Origin of the sequence: Pseudarthrobacter sp. SORGH_AS 212 (assembly GCF_030818145.1) — a bacterium.
In the GTDB taxonomy this organism is placed as follows: Bacteria; Actinomycetota; Actinomycetes; order Actinomycetales; family Micrococcaceae; genus Arthrobacter.
Genome location: NZ_JAUTAA010000001.1, coordinates 3,821,486 through 3,835,661 on the forward strand (window position 1 = coordinate 3,821,486; position 14,176 = coordinate 3,835,661).

Sequence of the window (14,176 nt, forward strand, 5' to 3'; positions counted from 1 at the left end):
GGCCCCGCTCCGCTTCGGCCAGGGAAGCCCTGGCAGCGTGGGACCTTAAGGCGTGGGCCGGGGAAACCATAACCACGACGGCGGGCCGGACCTTTGCGTCCGGCCCGCCGTTGCTAGTGCCTGAGGTAGTCGATGGCGGCGTCGTCGGACAGTTGTTCGAAGTGCCGGTAGAAACTGCCCACCGCCCGGAACTTGCCAGGCAGGTGCAGGCAGATTACGGCATCGCAAACGCGCTCCACTGACGCCTCGGCTTCGATCGAACCCACCGGAGCGGCGGCCACCACAACGGCAGCGCCGCTTTCGCGGACCGCTTCCACGGCTGCCCGCATGGTGGCGCCGGTGGCCAGGCCGTCATCCACCAGCAGTACGGTCTTCCCGGCCAGGTCAATGGACGTTCCGGGGTAGAGGTCCACCCGGCGCTGCAGCTCGGCACGCTCGCGTCCTTCCACCTCATCCAGCCATTCGCGCCGGACGCCGTGCTCCAGCACCCGGTCCACCAGTTGTTTGTTGACCAGCCGGACGGTGCGGCCGCGGGCCCACGCCAGTGCTCCGTACGCCGTTTCCTCGTGGCCCGGGATGCCCAGCTTGCGGACCAGGACGGTCCCCAGTGGAAGGTAGAGGGCCTTGGCCACGGCCGCAGCCACCGGTATCCCGCCGCGGGCCAGGCCCAGGACCACGGCGCCGGGCCGCTCCCGGAATTGGGTCAGTGCGGCGGCGAGGTGCTCGCCTGCCTCGGTTCGGTCTTCGAATCGCGTACCCATCTGCCCCTCCAGGCTCTTCCGGTCCTGCGATTCCAGCCTACCGCCGGACGGGCGCCGGGATATTCAGGGTGCCGGCGTCATCCGGGGTGCCGGTATCCTCAGACCGCCAGGAAGGCGATAGCCGCCTGTTTGAAGGCCCTGCTGGTGACGGCATTGGTGTGGTTCCGGCCCGGCAGCACCAGCTGCTCAGCCATGCCCCCGGTACTGTTGGCCAGCTCGGCGAGCTTGGGGAGGCTGCCAATCCGTTCATCCTGGTCGCCGGCCACCAGGAGCATTGGTACATGGGGGACGGCTTCGGCGGGATCGTAGGGCTCGGCCTTGATGGCCTCCACGAGGGTGAGCAACGCGAAGATGTTGTTGGTGGGCAGCAGCAGCGCCATCTTCAGCAGTTGCGCGGTGGACCCGTCGGCGATCGGCGTGCCGTCGGCCAGGTAATCCTGGGCGGCCGTCAGGTCGAACTCGGCCAGCGGATCGGAGATGTTGGGCCCGCCAAGCACCAGGCGGTGGACGATCTCGGGCTGGGTGGAGGCAAACTCCCACGCCAGCCGCGATCCCAGGGAGTAGCCGACGATATCGAGCCCGCTGGACGGATCGCCGTCCTGCAAGGGGCGGACGCCGGCGTCGAACGCTGTCTGCAGCAGGTCGGCGCGGATGCGGCTGGGGGAGTACGAATCACGGTCCTCCGGCGCGCCGCTGCGGCCATGGCCGGGCAGGTCCACCGTGATCACGCGGCGGCCCGCTTCCAGGAGGGCGCCCACCCAGCCGGTGTCCTCCCAGTTCAGTTTCCCCGAGGAGGAGAAGCCGTGCAGCAGCAGGACCGGCCGCAACCCGGCATCGTCTGCGGGATCATGCACCGCCACGAACAGTTGGGGGTCCGTGCCCTCCACGGTGTGCGCATGCTGTTGGCCGGTGTGCCTGCCGCTCATGGTGTCAGTCCTCATCAACTCGAACACGGTGGCGGAGGTCCGCGCTGATCGCGCGGGGCCGCCGAAGGTACAAGCAACTCTACCGGGCGGGCTGCCGGGTTTCTCGTGTCACTTCGACTGGCGGCGGCCCTGGATCCGGGCGCCCGCGGCGCAGGCCAGGGCAATTCCCGCGATCAGCGCAAACGTGCTGAACAGCTGCACCCGGCTCTCCTCGGCGCTGAAGCCCACAGCAAAGATCAGCCCCAGCAGGACAAGCCCCAGGACGGTCAGGACGGGGAACCCCTTCATCTTCAGGGGAAGCGGTGTGCCGTCCCGTACGGCGCGGCGCCGGAGGATCAGCTGGGACACCAGGGCGCTTCCCCACACCACCAGGCAGGTGGAACCCACCAGCTGGAAAAGAGCGGGAAGAACCCTGTCCGGGAAGAGCAGTTCCAGGACGGTGGCCACGAAGCCGAAGGCCACCGAAACGGCCACGGCAAGCATCGGCACGCTGGCCCCGCTGAGGCGCGTCAGGAACTGCGGGGCCTCCCCGCGTTCCGCGAGCGAGTAGGCCATCCGGGACGCGCCGTACAGATTGGCGTTGAGTGCGGACAGGAGTGCGACGACGGCCACCAGCGTGATCGCCGTTGCCGCACCGGGGATCCGGGCGGCGTCCAGGACGCCGGCGAAGGGGGACGCCAGGCTTTCGGAGGTGGCCGGAAGGACCGCAGCGATGACGAACACGGAGCCGATGTAGAAGACGAGGATGCGCCAGACCACCGTCCGGATGGCCCTGCCCACGCTGCGCTCGGGGTCCTGGGTCTCGGCAGCGGCTACCGAAACGATCTCAGTGCCGCCGAACGCAAAGATCACCACGAACAGTGCGGCGGCCACCCCGCCGAGGCCCTGGGGGGCGAAATCGGAGGTGATGTTGGACAGTCCCGGCGACGCGACGTTGGGGAGGAAGCCCAGCAGGAGGGCGGCACCGACCGCCAGGAAGAGCACGATCGCGGCCACCTTGAGGATGGCGAACCAGAACTCGAACTCACCGAAGTTCCGCACCCCGGCGAGGTTGATCGCGGTGAACGCCACCATGAAGGCAAGTGCCAGCGCCCAGACCGGAACCACGGGCCAGACGGAGTACAGGAGCCCGGCGGCGCCAAGTGCCTCTGCGGCGATGACCACCACCAATTGCAGCCACCACAGCCAGCCGATGGTGGCGCCGGCGGTCCGCCCAAGCGCACGTTCGGCGTACACCGAGAAGGCGCCGCTGTTGGGGTTCGCGGCGGCCATCTCACCCAGTGCCCACATCACCAGGATGATCAGCGTGCCCGCCACGAGGTAGGACAGCAGCACGGCGGGGCCGGCAGCCTGCACCCCCGCTCCGGAGCCGAGGAACAGCCCGGCACCGATGGCGCTGCCCAGGCCCATCATGGTCAGCTGGCGGGGTTTCATGGTGTGGCCCAAGTGGCGTTCCGGGCGTACGTATGCGGACTTCGTCGTCATGGTGCGGTTGAACCTTCTTGGGGTTTGGCGTGATGTTCCTCGTGGGACTTCTTGAATTTACTCTCTTCGCCGGGGCCGCGCCCACATGGCCGGCCCGGCGGCGTCCGGTCGCGGCGGCAGAAACATTTCCCATCCGGCCGGGCGAGGCCGTAGACTTAGTTCGAGTCAGGTTGACTATAACTAGCACGGGAGCCCTGAAAGGGTCTTGTGGCTGATGAATGAAAGGCGGTGTGGCCATGTTCTCCAGTTCGGCAAACGTTTCTGAACGCCAGGCCGCGCCGCCCTCGCTGGCAATCTCGACAGTCATTTTCGCGCTCCGTCCGAGTGAGACCTCCGGCCGGCCCACCCTCTGGCTGCCGCTGGTCAGGCGGATCCGAGAGCCATTCAAGGGGCTGTGGGCGCTTCCCGGCGGCCCGTTGTCGCATGACGAATCGCTGCAGGACGCCGCGTCACGGAACCTCCGGGAAACCACCGGGCTGGCCCCCAGATACCTGGAACAGCTGTACGCCTTCGGCGGGCTGCACCGGTCACCTTCGCAGCGCGTGGTGTCCATCGCGTACTGGGCCCTGGTCCAGCCCACGGAAGCGGCGCTCGCGGACGAATCGGAGAACGTGCGCTGGTTCCGTGCGGACCGGCTGGGCGAGCTCGCCTTCGACCACAACGCCATCGTGGACTACGCCCTCTGGCGGCTGCGCAACAAGCTCGCCTACGGCTCAGTGGCCTACCACCTGCTCGGGGAGTACTTCACCCTGGCACAGGTCCGGGAAGTCTATGAGGCAGTCCTGGACCGCCAACTGGATCCGGCCAACTTCCGCCGCCAGCTCAAGGCAACACCGGAAATCGAAGAAACCGGCGAATACCTCCAGGGCGGCAAGCACCGCCCGCCACGCCTCTACCGCTACACCGGCCGGCCCGGCCTCGACCCAGACAACAGGAGCACACCATGAGCAGCGTCAACACAGCCATCCAGCTGATCACGCGCGAGCAGGCTGAAAACGGTGCTGCCCGCGGCAGCACCTGCAGCCCTGCCCTTGCCAAGGGGCCGTGGGACTATGACCTCGCCGAAGCCCTGGCCGGCATCCCCGCCTACGGTCCCGGTGCCTCCAGTGCGGACGTTGCCCCGGCAGCCACCCCCCGGCAGGGCCAGCTGCCGGAGGAGTACAAAAAGGCCACCGACGCCGAACTGGCGGCCCGCATCCTCGCTGCGAAAGCCACGCTGGGCGACCGGGCCGTGGTCCTGGGCCACTTCTACCAGCGGGACGAGGTCATCCAGTACGCGGACTTTGTGGGCGATTCCTTCCAGCTGGCCAACGCGGCCCTGACCAGGCCCGAGGCCGAAGCAATCATCTTCTGCGGCGTGCACTTCATGGCCGAAACGGCGGACATCCTCTCCACCCCGGAGCAGGCCGTCATCCTGCCCAACCTGGCGGCGGGCTGCTCCATGGCGGACATGGCCGACGCCGATTCGGTGGAGGAGTGCTGGGAACAGCTCACCGAAATCTTTGGCACGGAGCCAGACGCCGACGGCCGGGTTCCGGTCATCCCCGTCACCTACATGAACTCCTCCGCAGCCCTCAAGGCCTTCTGCGGCGAGCACGGCGGCATTGTCTGCACCTCCTCAAACGCGAAGACCGTCCTCGAATGGGCGTTCGAGCGCGGCCAGCGGGTGCTCTTCTTCCCGGACCAGCACCTGGGGCGGAACACCGCCAAGGCCCTGGGCGTGCCGCTGGAGCAGATGCCCATGTGGAATCCGAACAAGGATCTGGGCGGCAACGCAGAACAGCAGCTGCTGGACTCCAGGGTCATCCTGTGGCACGGGTTCTGCTCCGTGCACAAGCGATTCAGCGTGGCGCAGATCGAGCAGGCCCGGGCAGAGCACCCGGGTGTCCAGGTCATCGTGCACCCCGAATGCCCAATGGAAGTGGTTGACGCTGCCGACTCCGCAGGTTCCACCGACTTCATCAAGAAGGCCATAGCCGCCGCCACCAAGCCCACCACCTTCGCGATCGGCACGGAGATCAACATGGTGAACCGGCTCGCCGCGGAGTACCCGCAGCACACCATTTTCTGCCTGGACCCTGTGATCTGCCCCTGCTCCACCATGTACCGGATCCACCCCGGCTACCTCGCGTGGGTCCTGGAGGAACTCGTGGCAGGGCGTGTGGTCAACCGCATTACCGTCGATGATGCCGTCCAGGACAACGCCCGGACCGCCCTTGAGCGCATGCTCGCCGCGAGGCCCTGATGAGCCGCCGGCTTGCCATCGTCGGCAGCGGCATCGCCGGGCTGTACGCCGCCCTGCTGGCATCAGATGCCGGTGCGGACGTGGTGCTGCTGACCAAGGGCAGCCTGGAGCACAGCAATACCTGGTACGCCCAGGGCGGGATTTCGGCGGTACTGCCGGAGCCAGCTCCGGGCGACACCGTGGCGGCACACATCGCAGACACCCTGCGCGCTGGTGCCGGGCACTGCAATGAAGCCGCCGTCCGGCTGATGTGCACCGAGGCCGGCAGCGACATTGCCGCGCTGCAGCAGTTCGGGGTCCGGTTTGATTCAGGGCCCGACGGTGGCCCGGCCCTCGGACTGGAAGCAGCACACAGTGCGCCCCGCATCCTGCACGCCGGCGGCGACGCCACCGGCGCCCGGACCGCCGGCGCGCTGATCGGCGCCGTGCTGGCCCGGGCAGCCCGGGGGACGCTCACCGTCCACACCCACGCCCACACCACCGCCCTGCAGGAGCGCAACGGGCAGGTGACCGGCGTCGTATACCTGCAGGACGGGATGCTCCGGTCCCTGGCCGCGGACGCCGTCCTGCTGGCTACCGGGGGAGCAGGCCGGCTGTTCGGCCAGACCACCAACCCCGCCGTGGCCACCGGCGACGGCCTGGCGCTCGCCGTCCGCGCCGGGGCCGCCCCCGCAGACCTCGAATTCTTCCAGTTCCACCCCACCTGCCTTGTAGCCGCCGCAGCTCCCCGGCCCGGCCGGCTGGACGGGCCATTACTCATCTCCGAAGCCGTGCGGGGCGAAGGCGCCGTGCTGGTGGACGCCGGCGGCCGCCGCTTCATGAAGGCCTACCACGCGGACGCCGAACTGGCCCCCCGCGACGTCGTCTCACGCAGCATCGCCCTGCACTTGGCCAAGCTCGGAAATCCCGGCGGCCATGTCTACCTTGACGCCAGGCCCATCGAGCAAACCCACGGTGCAGGCTTCCTGAGCCGGCGTTTCCCCACCCTGACCCGGAAAACCCTCGACGCCGGTATCGACTGGACCCGGGAACTGGTCCCCGTCGCCCCGGCGGCGCATTACTGGATGGGCGGCATCGCCACCGACCTCCATGCCCGCACCAGCATCCCCGGGCTCTACGCCGCAGGGGAGGTTGCGTGCACCGGAGTCCAGGGGGCAAACCGGCTGGCCAGCAACTCCCTCCTTGAAGGGCTGGTCTTCGGCCGCCGCGTCGTTGAAGACTTCCTGGAGGGCAGTTCCGCAGATCCCTCGGCGCCTGCGCTCGCGCCTCGCTCCGGCGAACGCCTCGCACGCTCGGCGGCCGGCGCGGACCCTCACGCGACACCGGCGCTTTCGGGACCTCCGGAACTGCCGCACGCTTCCGCACCCCTGCCACGAAACGCGAGGGCGCACCTCGCGGTCCCTGCTGCTTTGGAAGGCGAAGCGGACCGCCCAATATTGCAAGGCGGGAGTTGGCCGTCCAGCTTCGGTGCGGGAGGTGCAGAGGACGTACTGGAGCCCTTTTCCCGCGAGGGTCTTCGGTCGTTGATGACTGCCAAGGCCGGGGTGCTGCGGTCCGGGGCGTTGCTCTGCGAGGCGGGCCGGACGCTGGACCGCTGGGCCGCCGTCGTGCGCCCCGATGCCGTGCCTGAATCTGCGGACCCAGCCGTGCATGAAGACCGCAACCTGCTCCTGGCCGCGCAGCTGCTGGTGTCCGCCGCGCTGGCGCGGCGTGATTCCCTGGGCGCCCACTACCGCAGCGACGAAACTGTCGAGACCATCCCACTCCGGCCGAAAGCGAGCCTCTCCCATGACTGAACCCACCTTGATCGGGTACGTCCGCACCAACGCCGACCTCGGACTCACCCTTCCGTCGGCACCCGTCCGCGACATCCTGGAGCGCGCCTTCGCGGAGGACGCACCGGCCGGTGACATCACCTCCCAGGTGCTCATCCCCGCCCAGGCCCGCGCAACAGCCGTGCTGAACGCCCGCGTCCCCGGCGTTTTCAGCGGCGCCACGGTGTTCCGGGACGCCATGCAGCTGGTGGATCCGGCCACGGACGTGGACCTGCTGGTACACGACGGGCAGGCGTTCGACGCCGGCACTCACCTGGCCCGCGTCAGCGGGCCGGCGCGCTCGGTGCTGCTCGCCGAACGGGTGGCACTGAACCTGGTCCAGCGGATGTCCGCCATCGCCACCAGGACTGCCGAGTTTGTCCGGCTCGCCGAGGGGACGCAGGCCCGCATCACCGACACCCGCAAGACCACCCCCGGGCTGCGGATCCTCGAGCGGTTCGCCGTGCGCTGCGGCGGGGGAGCGAACCACCGCTACAGCCTCTCGGATGCCGTGCTCGCCAAGGACAACCACCTGGCGGTCATGACCGGCGGCGACCCCGCCAAACTCACCGGGCTCCTCCTGGCGGCGAAGGCCCAGCTGGGCCACACTACGCACTTTGAAGTGGAGGTGGACCGGATGGACCAGATCGAACCCGTCCTCGCGGCCGGGGTAGACACCATCATGCTCGACAACTTCAGCTTCGATGAACTGCGCGAAGGGGTTGCCCTGGTGGCCGGGCGGGCCCGCGTGGAGGCCAGCGGCAACGTGAACCTTGGCACCGTCGCCGCGATCGCCGCCACCGGCGTGGATATCATCTCCATTGGCGCCCTCACCCACACCGTCGCCGCCCTTGACCTCGGCCTGGACGTGGAACTGACCGTCGGGTGAAGCCATGATCTTCCTCGACGCCGCCGCCACCACACACCCGTCCGCCGCGAAGTCCTGGAGGCCATGTGGCCCTACCTGACCGGTGACTTCGGAAACCCCTCAAGCCACCACAGCCTGGGGGAGTCGGCCGCTGCCGCGCTCGCCGGTGCCCGGGCCTCCGTGGCCGCGGTCCTGGGGTGCAGGCCGGGCGAGCTGGTCTTCACGTCAGGGGGCACCGAGGCGGATAACCTTGCCGTCAAGGGCATTGCCCTGGCCCGGCAGGCGGCGAACCCCGCCCTGAACCGTGTGGTGATCAGCGCCGTCGAGCATCCCGCCGTGGAGGAATCCGCCAGGTACCTTAAACGCTTCCACGGCTTCTCCGTTGACGTGGTGCCTGTGGACGGTGCCGGGCAGGTGACGCCGGAAGCGCTCATGCCGCTGCTGGGACCGGAAACAGCGCTGGTCAGCATCATGTACGCGAACAACGAGGTGGGCACGGTCCAGCCGGTCCCGGCCCTCGCGGAGCTGGCCCGCGGGCAGGGCGTCCCCTTCCATACCGACGCCGTCCAGGCCGCCGGCTGGCTGCCGCTGGACACCGCTGCTCTGGGCGTGGACGCCCTCAGCATCTCCGGCCATAAGCTCGGTGCCCCCAAGGGCTGCGGCGTGCTCTACGTCAGGGGCCGGGTCCGCCTGGAGCCGGTGCTCCACGGCGGCGGCCAGGAACGCGGACGCCGGTCCGGCACCGAAAACATTGCAGGGGCCGTGGGACTCGCCACCGCACTTGCCCTGGCGCAGGCCGCGCAACGGGAACAGGCCGGGCGGGTCTCGCGGCTGAGGGACGCATTCATTGACGCCGTGCTTACGGGAGTGCCGGAAGCCATCCTCACCGGGCACCCCAGGGACCGGCTGCCTTCGGTGGCATCCTTCTGCTTTCCCGGCACCAGCGGCGAATCGGTCCTGCTCGAACTCGAACGCCAGGGTGTGGTGTGTTCCAGCGGTTCAGCATGTGCGGCGGGTTCGGATGAACCCTCTGCCGTGCTGACGGCCCTTGGCATTCCCCGCGAAGTGGCGCAGACGGCTGTCCGCTTCAGCTTCGACGCGGCGGTGACCGGCGAAGACCTGGACACCGCTGCCAAAGCCGTCAGCTCGGCCGTGGCCGGAGTGAGGTCACTCGGCACCAACTGATCCGGTGGTCCGGCTAGCGGTGCCGCGCCCGGCGGAAGATCCAGTGGCGGAGCAGCGTGAACCGGACCGCCGTGGCCACGAACCCGGACAGGGTGGTGGTCAGCAGCTCGTCCCGCACGGTGGCCTCCGGATTGATCCAGTGCAGCACGCCCAGGCTGCCTCCGGTGATCAGCAGTGCCACGACGATCACCACCAGCCCGTTCAGGTGGTCGCTGGCCCGGCGCTGGGTTCCGGAGATCTTGAATGTCAGCCGGCGGTTCAGCGCGGTGTTCAGCAGGGACGTCAGGACCAGGGCAACGGCGTTTGCCGGTTGCGGGCCGATCCACGGCCGGAGCAGGGCGTAAAGCGCCAGGGATGCGCCGGTGCAGATGATCCCTACGCCCGAGAAGCGAAGGAGTTGCCGGACCACCGGAAACCGCAGAATTCCACGGCGGCGCAGGGCGGCCGGCTTGCGGCGGGCATCCTGCTGCTCCTGGACGGCTGCCGGCGCGCTGGTGGAATCCATCCGTCCACCCTGCCATACCGGGAGCACCGTCCCGCTTCAGTCCGCGGGCGCGGCGTAGTGATTGGTGCCGAAGGCCAGGCGGCGCCCGGGCTCTCTAAGCGTCAGTAGAGCTCGCCCGCCGGGATCTCCACGGCCAGCCGGTTGGACGGGCCGGGCAGCGGGCAAGCCCAGGCATCGTTGTAGGCGCAGGACGGGTTGTAGGCAAAGTTGAAGTCAAGGACGAACGTGGCGTGGGGGCCGGAACCCTGCACTCCGTGGAACGCGCCCTTGATGGTGTCCAGCAGGTACCTGCCGGCCCCGTAGGTGCCGCCCGGCTGGCCCGCCGTGGCATCACGGAACGGCACGAAGATACCGCCGCCGTATCCCTTGAGCTTCCACACGGCCAATTGACCCATCTCGGGAAGGTCGAAGGTGCCCAGCCGGACAAAGTTGACTACGCCGTCGGTGCCCGTTTCCACGCTCATCTCCCGGCCGGCGCCCTCGTTGGTGAGGGGAACATGGAACCGGTAGATGGGATCGTAGTCAGCGGTCTTCAACCCGGAGAACTGCGCCTTGTCCGCGGGCGTCAGCGCCGAGGCCGGGTGGGTGGCAAACATCAGGTCGCGCTGATGGCGCCAATACGAATGCGCTTCCGCCGGGTTATCGGCGGCGATCCGGCGCACATTGTCGTAGAGGGCGAAGGTCCGCAGCCTCCAGTCGGCGACGTCGACTGCGGACATTTCCGCCAGGTTCTCTTCGTCCATGCCCTGCTGCCCGTGCGCCATGTCCCCAGCCTAGCCGTATGGCAGCGTCCCTAGGGCGCAATGAACGACGACGGCACCTCCGGCGGTTCCATGGCTGCGGTGCGATGGGTGAAGTGGGATGCGGTGTGCGCCTGCGTGCGGCGCCGGGAACTCCACGCGCCTGGGCGGCCGGACATCCTGGCGCCGATAGGCTGGCTGCATGGAAGCCAGTGGAACAGCAGCAGTACCGGCGCGGGGCCAGGCCAGGGCGGGGTCACTGGTCGTCCTGACGGTGGTTGCCCTGCTGCTTGCCGGGTGCAGTGGCCCGCAGGCAGGTGGATCCGGTTCTGGCTGGACCACGCAGGCGGAGCCCTCGACCGGTGCGGCGGGTGCGCCGACGACGGCGCCGTCAGCCACGACACCCTCGGGTGGCATGCCGGGCCCGTCAGGCGAAGACGGTGCTTCCGGCACCGCTTCAGCCGAACCGCGGCCCGCGGCCACCGCGGCGACATGGAAGACTTTTGCCGATCCTGCCAGGACGGTCAGCTTTGAACTTCCCCAGGACTGGATCGCCCAATCCGTCCAACCCGAGGACGGAACCCTTCCGGGTGCGTTGAAGATCGAGGTGAAGAAGCCCGACGGGACCTTCATGGCCGCGCTCCGGACCGGCCTGCCGCCGTCGACCGCCGAATGCCCTGAAGGTTCGCGCCGGCCCTACACGGTGATCAGCAGCGTTCCCGCGTCCCCGGGCGCCTCCGCCGGGTCCGGGGAAGGCACCATCCCGCCCCGGGTGGTCTTCCGGGTGATCCAGGGCTACCGCTACTTCGGCTCCTACGGCATCACCAACCTGGTGGGCGGGGCCGGCAACCAGGCCTGCGAGCTGCGCAACACCGTCCGCGGTCCGGCCGGCAAAGGTGACTGGTCCTTCGGCGACCTGGTGGCTCTGAAGGCTTTTGCGCCTGATGAGAAGGTGGCTCCCGCCAAGGCTTTTGACACCCTTGGCGCGGCGGCCGCGTACGCCGGGGAGAGCCCGGACTTTGCCAATGTCCAGCGGATGCTAATGTCGCTGGAGATCAAAAACTAGTCCCGTCGCCGGCCCCCACAGGGCGCCCAGGCACGGCACTGCTTTCCAACGCCGACACCCCCGGAGATTCATGGAACGCTCTGTTTCCGCACGCCTGGCCTTCCGCACCGCGGCGAACACCAAGGTGGCCATGGCCATTGCCGCTGCCAGGAACAACGGATACTCGTCCTTCGAGGAATCCCTGTCGGTGCTGGCAGGCGGGGAGGAAGTCCCGCTGACGGAAATCTCCGACCACCACGGCGGCCGGTTCCACTACATGGAGTTCGCCGACCCCACCGATGTCACTGTCGAATACTCAGCCACAGTGGCCGGCCGCGCCGAGCCGGAGGGCGCAACGCTGGCGGAACAGATCCGCTACGTCCGGCCCAGCCGGTATGCCGAATCTGACCGGCTCCTCCCCACCGCCTACGCGGAATTCGGGGGACTGCACGGGGAGGAACTCGTCCAGGCCGTCAGGAACTGGGTCTACGGCGAACTCCGGTACATCAGCGGTTCTTCCCGTGGCACCGACGGCGCGGTGGAAACACTGCTGCACCGCCGCGGAGTATGCCGGGATTTCGCCCACCTGGCCATCGCGCTGCTGCGGTCCAAGGACGTCCCCGCACGGCTTGCCGCGGTCTACGCTCCGGGGCTGTCACCCATGGATTTCCATGCCGTGGCAGAGGCCTACGTTAACGGTTCGTGGCGCATCATCGACCCCACAGGGCTGGCCCCGCGGGAGTCGATGCTGCGCATCACCGCCGGCCGTGACTCGTCCGACACGGCTTTCCTGTCCACGGTGGGGGGAAGCCTGACACTCAACCAGCTCCGCGTCACCGCAGTGGTCAACGGTACGCTGCCGGTTGAGGATCCCGCCGCCCGGGTGGCGCTGGGCTGACCTGTCCCGGACCGGTTTGTCGCTGGCCGGCTCAGGTCCTGCCCGGCGCCCCTACCGCGGCAGCTGTCCCAGCGAGTTCCGGAGTTTGTCCGTGAGCCGGCGCAGTTCCTTTTGCTCGTCGGGACTCAGCGCCGGCGCCACCAGGGCGGAGATGTCGCGGACGTGCTCACGGCCGATCTCCTTCTGGAGCTCCCGGCCTTCGTCGGTGAGCTTGAGCAGCACACCCCTGCCGTCCTCCGGCGCGGGCATCCGGGCCACCAGGCCGCGTTTTTCCAGCCGCTCCACCAGCCGGCTCAGGCTGGACTGGCTGAGCAGCACGTTGTCGTTGAGCTCGTTAAGCCGGAGCCAGCCCGACGGGCAGCGTGACAGGGTGAACAGGACATCGTACTCATTCACCGCCAGCTTCCGGAACGCCGGGCCGGACTGCAGCCTGCGCATCACGGCCACCTGCGCCCGGAACAGTGACTCCCAGGTTTCCGCGGCGAGCCGGACGGGGGAAGTGGATTGGCTGGTTGCCATTACGCCTCCGCCGTGGCCTTTTCGGCGTCCGGGGCTGCCAGGTGCGCCGCGACGCGGGATGCGTGGGTGGGTGCGTCCGGCACGTGGGCGGGCTTGCGGTCCGCGTACTCCTTGCGGAGGACGGGCAGGACTTCCTCGCCAAAGAGGTCCAGCTGTTCCAGGACTGTCTTGAGCGGGAGGCCGGCGTGGTCGATCAGGAACAGCTGGCGCTGGTAGTCACCAAAGTGCTCGCGGAAGCTCAAGGTCTTCTCGATGACTTCCTGCGGGCTGCCCACGGTCAGCGGAGTCTGCGACGTGAAGTCCTCCAGGGAGGGTCCGTGGCCGTACACAGGGGCGTTGTCGAAGTACGGACGGAATTCCTTCACGGCGTCCTGGGAGTTCTTCCTCATGAAGAACTGCCCGCCGAGGCCGACGATCGCCTGGTCTGCGGTGCCGTGGCCGTAGTGCTCGTACCGCTCGCGGTAGAGCCCGATCAGCTGCTGGTAGTGCTCCTTGGGCCAGAAGATGTTGTTGGCGAAGAACCCGTCACCGAAGTAGGCCGCCACCTCGGCGATCTGCGGTGTGCGGATGGAGCCGTGCCACACAAAGGGGGCCACGCCGTCGAGCGGGCGCGGGGTGGAGGTGAAGTTCTGCAGCGGAGTGCGGAACTTGCCGGACCAGTTGACGGTGTCCTCGTCCCACAGCTTGCGCAGCAGGCTGTAGTTCTCGATGGCCAGCTCCACGCCGTCCTGGATGTTCTTGCCGAACCACGGGTAGACAGGGGCGGTGTTGCCGCGGCCCAGCACCAGGTCCACGCGCCCATCGGACAGGTGCTGGAGCATGGCGAAGTCCTCGGCGATCTTCACAGGATCGTTCGTGGTGATCAGCGTGGTCGCCGTGGACAGGGTGATCCGCTCGGTCTGCGCGGCGATGTAGGCGAGGGTGGTGGTGGGGGAGGACGAGAAGAAGGGCCGGTTGTGGTGCTCGCCCAGGGCGTAGACATCCATGCCGATCTCTTCGACCTTCCTGGCGATGGCCACCGAGGCCTTGATGCGCTCGTTCTCGGTGGGGGTGCGGCCCGTGGTGGGGTCCGTGGTGATGTCGCTGACGCTGAAAACACCGAACTGCATGATGTGCCCTTCCGTTTCCTGGACTTGCTGGCTTGGTTCCAGTGTAGTCCAAATTAGATGCATTTGCATCTATCGA

The 14,176-nt window shown here is 68.3% G+C and carries 13 protein-coding genes and 1 pseudogene; 7 read left to right on the forward strand and 7 right to left on the reverse strand.

Annotated elements, in window-relative coordinates:
• Positions 1-113: 113 nt before the first annotated feature.
• The 3 genes from QE394_RS17525 to QE394_RS17535 form a co-directional block, all read right to left on the reverse strand.
• Entirely contained in the window at positions 114-761 is a 648-nt protein-coding gene (locus QE394_RS17525; RefSeq protein WP_349035152.1) for a phosphoribosyltransferase family protein, read from the reverse strand.
• Positions 762-859: 98 nt separating this feature from the next.
• A complete protein-coding gene (locus QE394_RS17530; protein WP_268157150.1) occupies positions 860-1,687 on the reverse strand; it encodes an alpha/beta fold hydrolase in 828 nt (275 codons plus the stop codon).
• A gap of 108 nt (positions 1,688-1,795) precedes the next feature.
• Positions 1,796-3,172 carry an amino acid permease gene (locus QE394_RS17535; RefSeq protein WP_056085230.1) on the reverse strand — a complete coding sequence of 459 codons (1,377 nt, stop codon included), beginning with the start codon at positions 3,170-3,172 and terminating at the stop codon, positions 1,796-1,798.
• Positions 3,173-3,408: 236 nt separating this feature from the next.
• On the opposite strand from QE394_RS17535, the gene QE394_RS17540 reads away from it, so the two are divergent.
• The 5 genes and pseudogenes from QE394_RS17540 (at position 3,409) to QE394_RS17560 (ending at position 9,284) form a co-directional block, all read left to right on the forward strand.
• Complete coding sequence (locus QE394_RS17540) at positions 3,409-4,119, forward strand: NUDIX domain-containing protein (RefSeq protein ID WP_349035153.1); 711 nt, start codon at positions 3,409-3,411, stop codon at positions 4,117-4,119.
• Positions 4,116-5,417 (forward strand): quinolinate synthase NadA, encoded by a 1,302-nt coding sequence (gene nadA / locus QE394_RS17545; RefSeq protein WP_349035154.1) that lies wholly within the window; start codon positions 4,116-4,118, stop codon positions 5,415-5,417. Before QE394_RS17540 ends, nadA begins: the two co-directional genes overlap by 4 nt.
• A complete protein-coding gene (locus tag QE394_RS17550) occupies positions 5,417-7,213 on the forward strand; it encodes an FAD-dependent oxidoreductase (RefSeq protein ID WP_349035155.1) in 1,797 nt (598 codons plus the stop codon). The genes nadA and QE394_RS17550 overlap by 1 nt, the downstream gene beginning before the upstream one ends.
• A complete protein-coding gene (gene nadC / locus QE394_RS17555) occupies positions 7,206-8,120 on the forward strand; it encodes a carboxylating nicotinate-nucleotide diphosphorylase (RefSeq protein WP_349035156.1) in 915 nt (304 codons plus the stop codon). Before QE394_RS17550 ends, nadC begins: the two co-directional genes overlap by 8 nt.
• 4 nt (positions 8,121-8,124) lie before the next feature.
• Positions 8,125-9,284, forward strand: a pseudogene (locus QE394_RS17560) (cysteine desulfurase family protein).
• A gap of 13 nt (positions 9,285-9,297) precedes the next feature.
• On the opposite strand, the gene QE394_RS17565 reads toward QE394_RS17560, so the two are convergent.
• Together QE394_RS17565 and QE394_RS17570 are read right to left on the reverse strand one after the other, a co-directional pair.
• On the reverse strand, positions 9,298-9,789 hold the full coding sequence (locus QE394_RS17565) for a GtrA family protein (RefSeq protein ID WP_056085240.1): 492 nt from the start codon (positions 9,787-9,789) through the stop codon (positions 9,298-9,300).
• Positions 9,790-9,890: 101 nt separating this feature from the next.
• Positions 9,891-10,553 carry a DUF1684 domain-containing protein gene (locus QE394_RS17570; protein ID WP_056085243.1) on the reverse strand — a complete coding sequence of 221 codons (663 nt, stop codon included), beginning with the start codon at positions 10,551-10,553 and terminating at the stop codon, positions 9,891-9,893.
• Between the two features lie 178 nt (positions 10,554-10,731).
• Here QE394_RS17570 and QE394_RS17575 point away from each other — a divergent pair, with 178 nt between their 5' ends.
• Both QE394_RS17575 and QE394_RS17580 read left to right on the forward strand, forming a co-directional pair.
• Entirely contained in the window at positions 10,732-11,595 is an 864-nt protein-coding gene (locus QE394_RS17575; protein ID WP_349035157.1) for a hypothetical protein, read from the forward strand.
• Positions 11,596-11,665: 70 nt separating this feature from the next.
• Positions 11,666-12,472, forward strand: a complete 807-nt coding sequence (locus tag QE394_RS17580; RefSeq protein ID WP_056085248.1) for a transglutaminase family protein — start codon at positions 11,666-11,668, stop codon at positions 12,470-12,472.
• A 51-nt stretch (positions 12,473-12,523) separates the two neighbouring features.
• Here the strand turns inward: QE394_RS17580 and QE394_RS17585 are convergent, their stop codons facing one another.
• Together QE394_RS17585 and QE394_RS17590 are read right to left on the reverse strand one after the other, a co-directional pair.
• A complete protein-coding gene (locus QE394_RS17585) occupies positions 12,524-12,991 on the reverse strand; it encodes a MarR family transcriptional regulator (protein WP_056085250.1) in 468 nt (155 codons plus the stop codon).
• Positions 12,991-14,100: an LLM class flavin-dependent oxidoreductase gene (locus tag QE394_RS17590; RefSeq protein ID WP_349035158.1), complete on the reverse strand. Its 1,110-nt coding sequence runs from the start codon at positions 14,098-14,100 to the stop codon at positions 12,991-12,993. Before QE394_RS17590 ends, QE394_RS17585 begins: the two co-directional genes overlap by 1 nt.
• Between the last annotated feature and the right edge of the window lie 76 nt (positions 14,101-14,176).

Bases quoted from the DNA above. Each gene is read 5' to 3' on its own strand.
- QE394_RS17525 (WP_349035152.1), bottom strand. From the start codon at position 761: ATGGGTACGCGATTCGAAGACCGAACCGAGGCAGGCGAGCACCTCGCC.
- QE394_RS17530 (WP_268157150.1), bottom strand. From the start codon at position 1,687: ATGAGCGGCAGGCACACCGGCCAACAGCATGCGCACACCGTGGAGGGC.
- QE394_RS17535 (WP_056085230.1), bottom strand. From the start codon at position 3,172: ATGACGACGAAGTCCGCATACGTACGCCCGGAACGCCACTTGGGCCAC.
- QE394_RS17540 (WP_349035153.1), top strand. From the start codon at position 3,409: ATGTTCTCCAGTTCGGCAAACGTTTCTGAACGCCAGGCCGCGCCGCCC.
- nadA (WP_349035154.1), top strand. From the start codon at position 4,116: ATGAGCAGCGTCAACACAGCCATCCAGCTGATCACGCGCGAGCAGGCT.
- QE394_RS17550 (WP_349035155.1), top strand. From the start codon at position 5,417: ATGAGCCGCCGGCTTGCCATCGTCGGCAGCGGCATCGCCGGGCTGTAC.
- nadC (WP_349035156.1), top strand. From the start codon at position 7,206: ATGACTGAACCCACCTTGATCGGGTACGTCCGCACCAACGCCGACCTC.
- QE394_RS17565 (WP_056085240.1), bottom strand. From the start codon at position 9,789: ATGGATTCCACCAGCGCGCCGGCAGCCGTCCAGGAGCAGCAGGATGCC.
- QE394_RS17570 (WP_056085243.1), bottom strand. From the start codon at position 10,553: ATGGCGCACGGGCAGCAGGGCATGGACGAAGAGAACCTGGCGGAAATG.
- QE394_RS17575 (WP_349035157.1), top strand. From the start codon at position 10,732: ATGGAAGCCAGTGGAACAGCAGCAGTACCGGCGCGGGGCCAGGCCAGG.
- QE394_RS17580 (WP_056085248.1), top strand. From the start codon at position 11,666: ATGGAACGCTCTGTTTCCGCACGCCTGGCCTTCCGCACCGCGGCGAAC.
- QE394_RS17585 (WP_056085250.1), bottom strand. From the start codon at position 12,991: ATGGCAACCAGCCAATCCACTTCCCCCGTCCGGCTCGCCGCGGAAACC.
- QE394_RS17590 (WP_349035158.1), bottom strand. From the start codon at position 14,100: ATGCAGTTCGGTGTTTTCAGCGTCAGCGACATCACCACGGACCCCACC.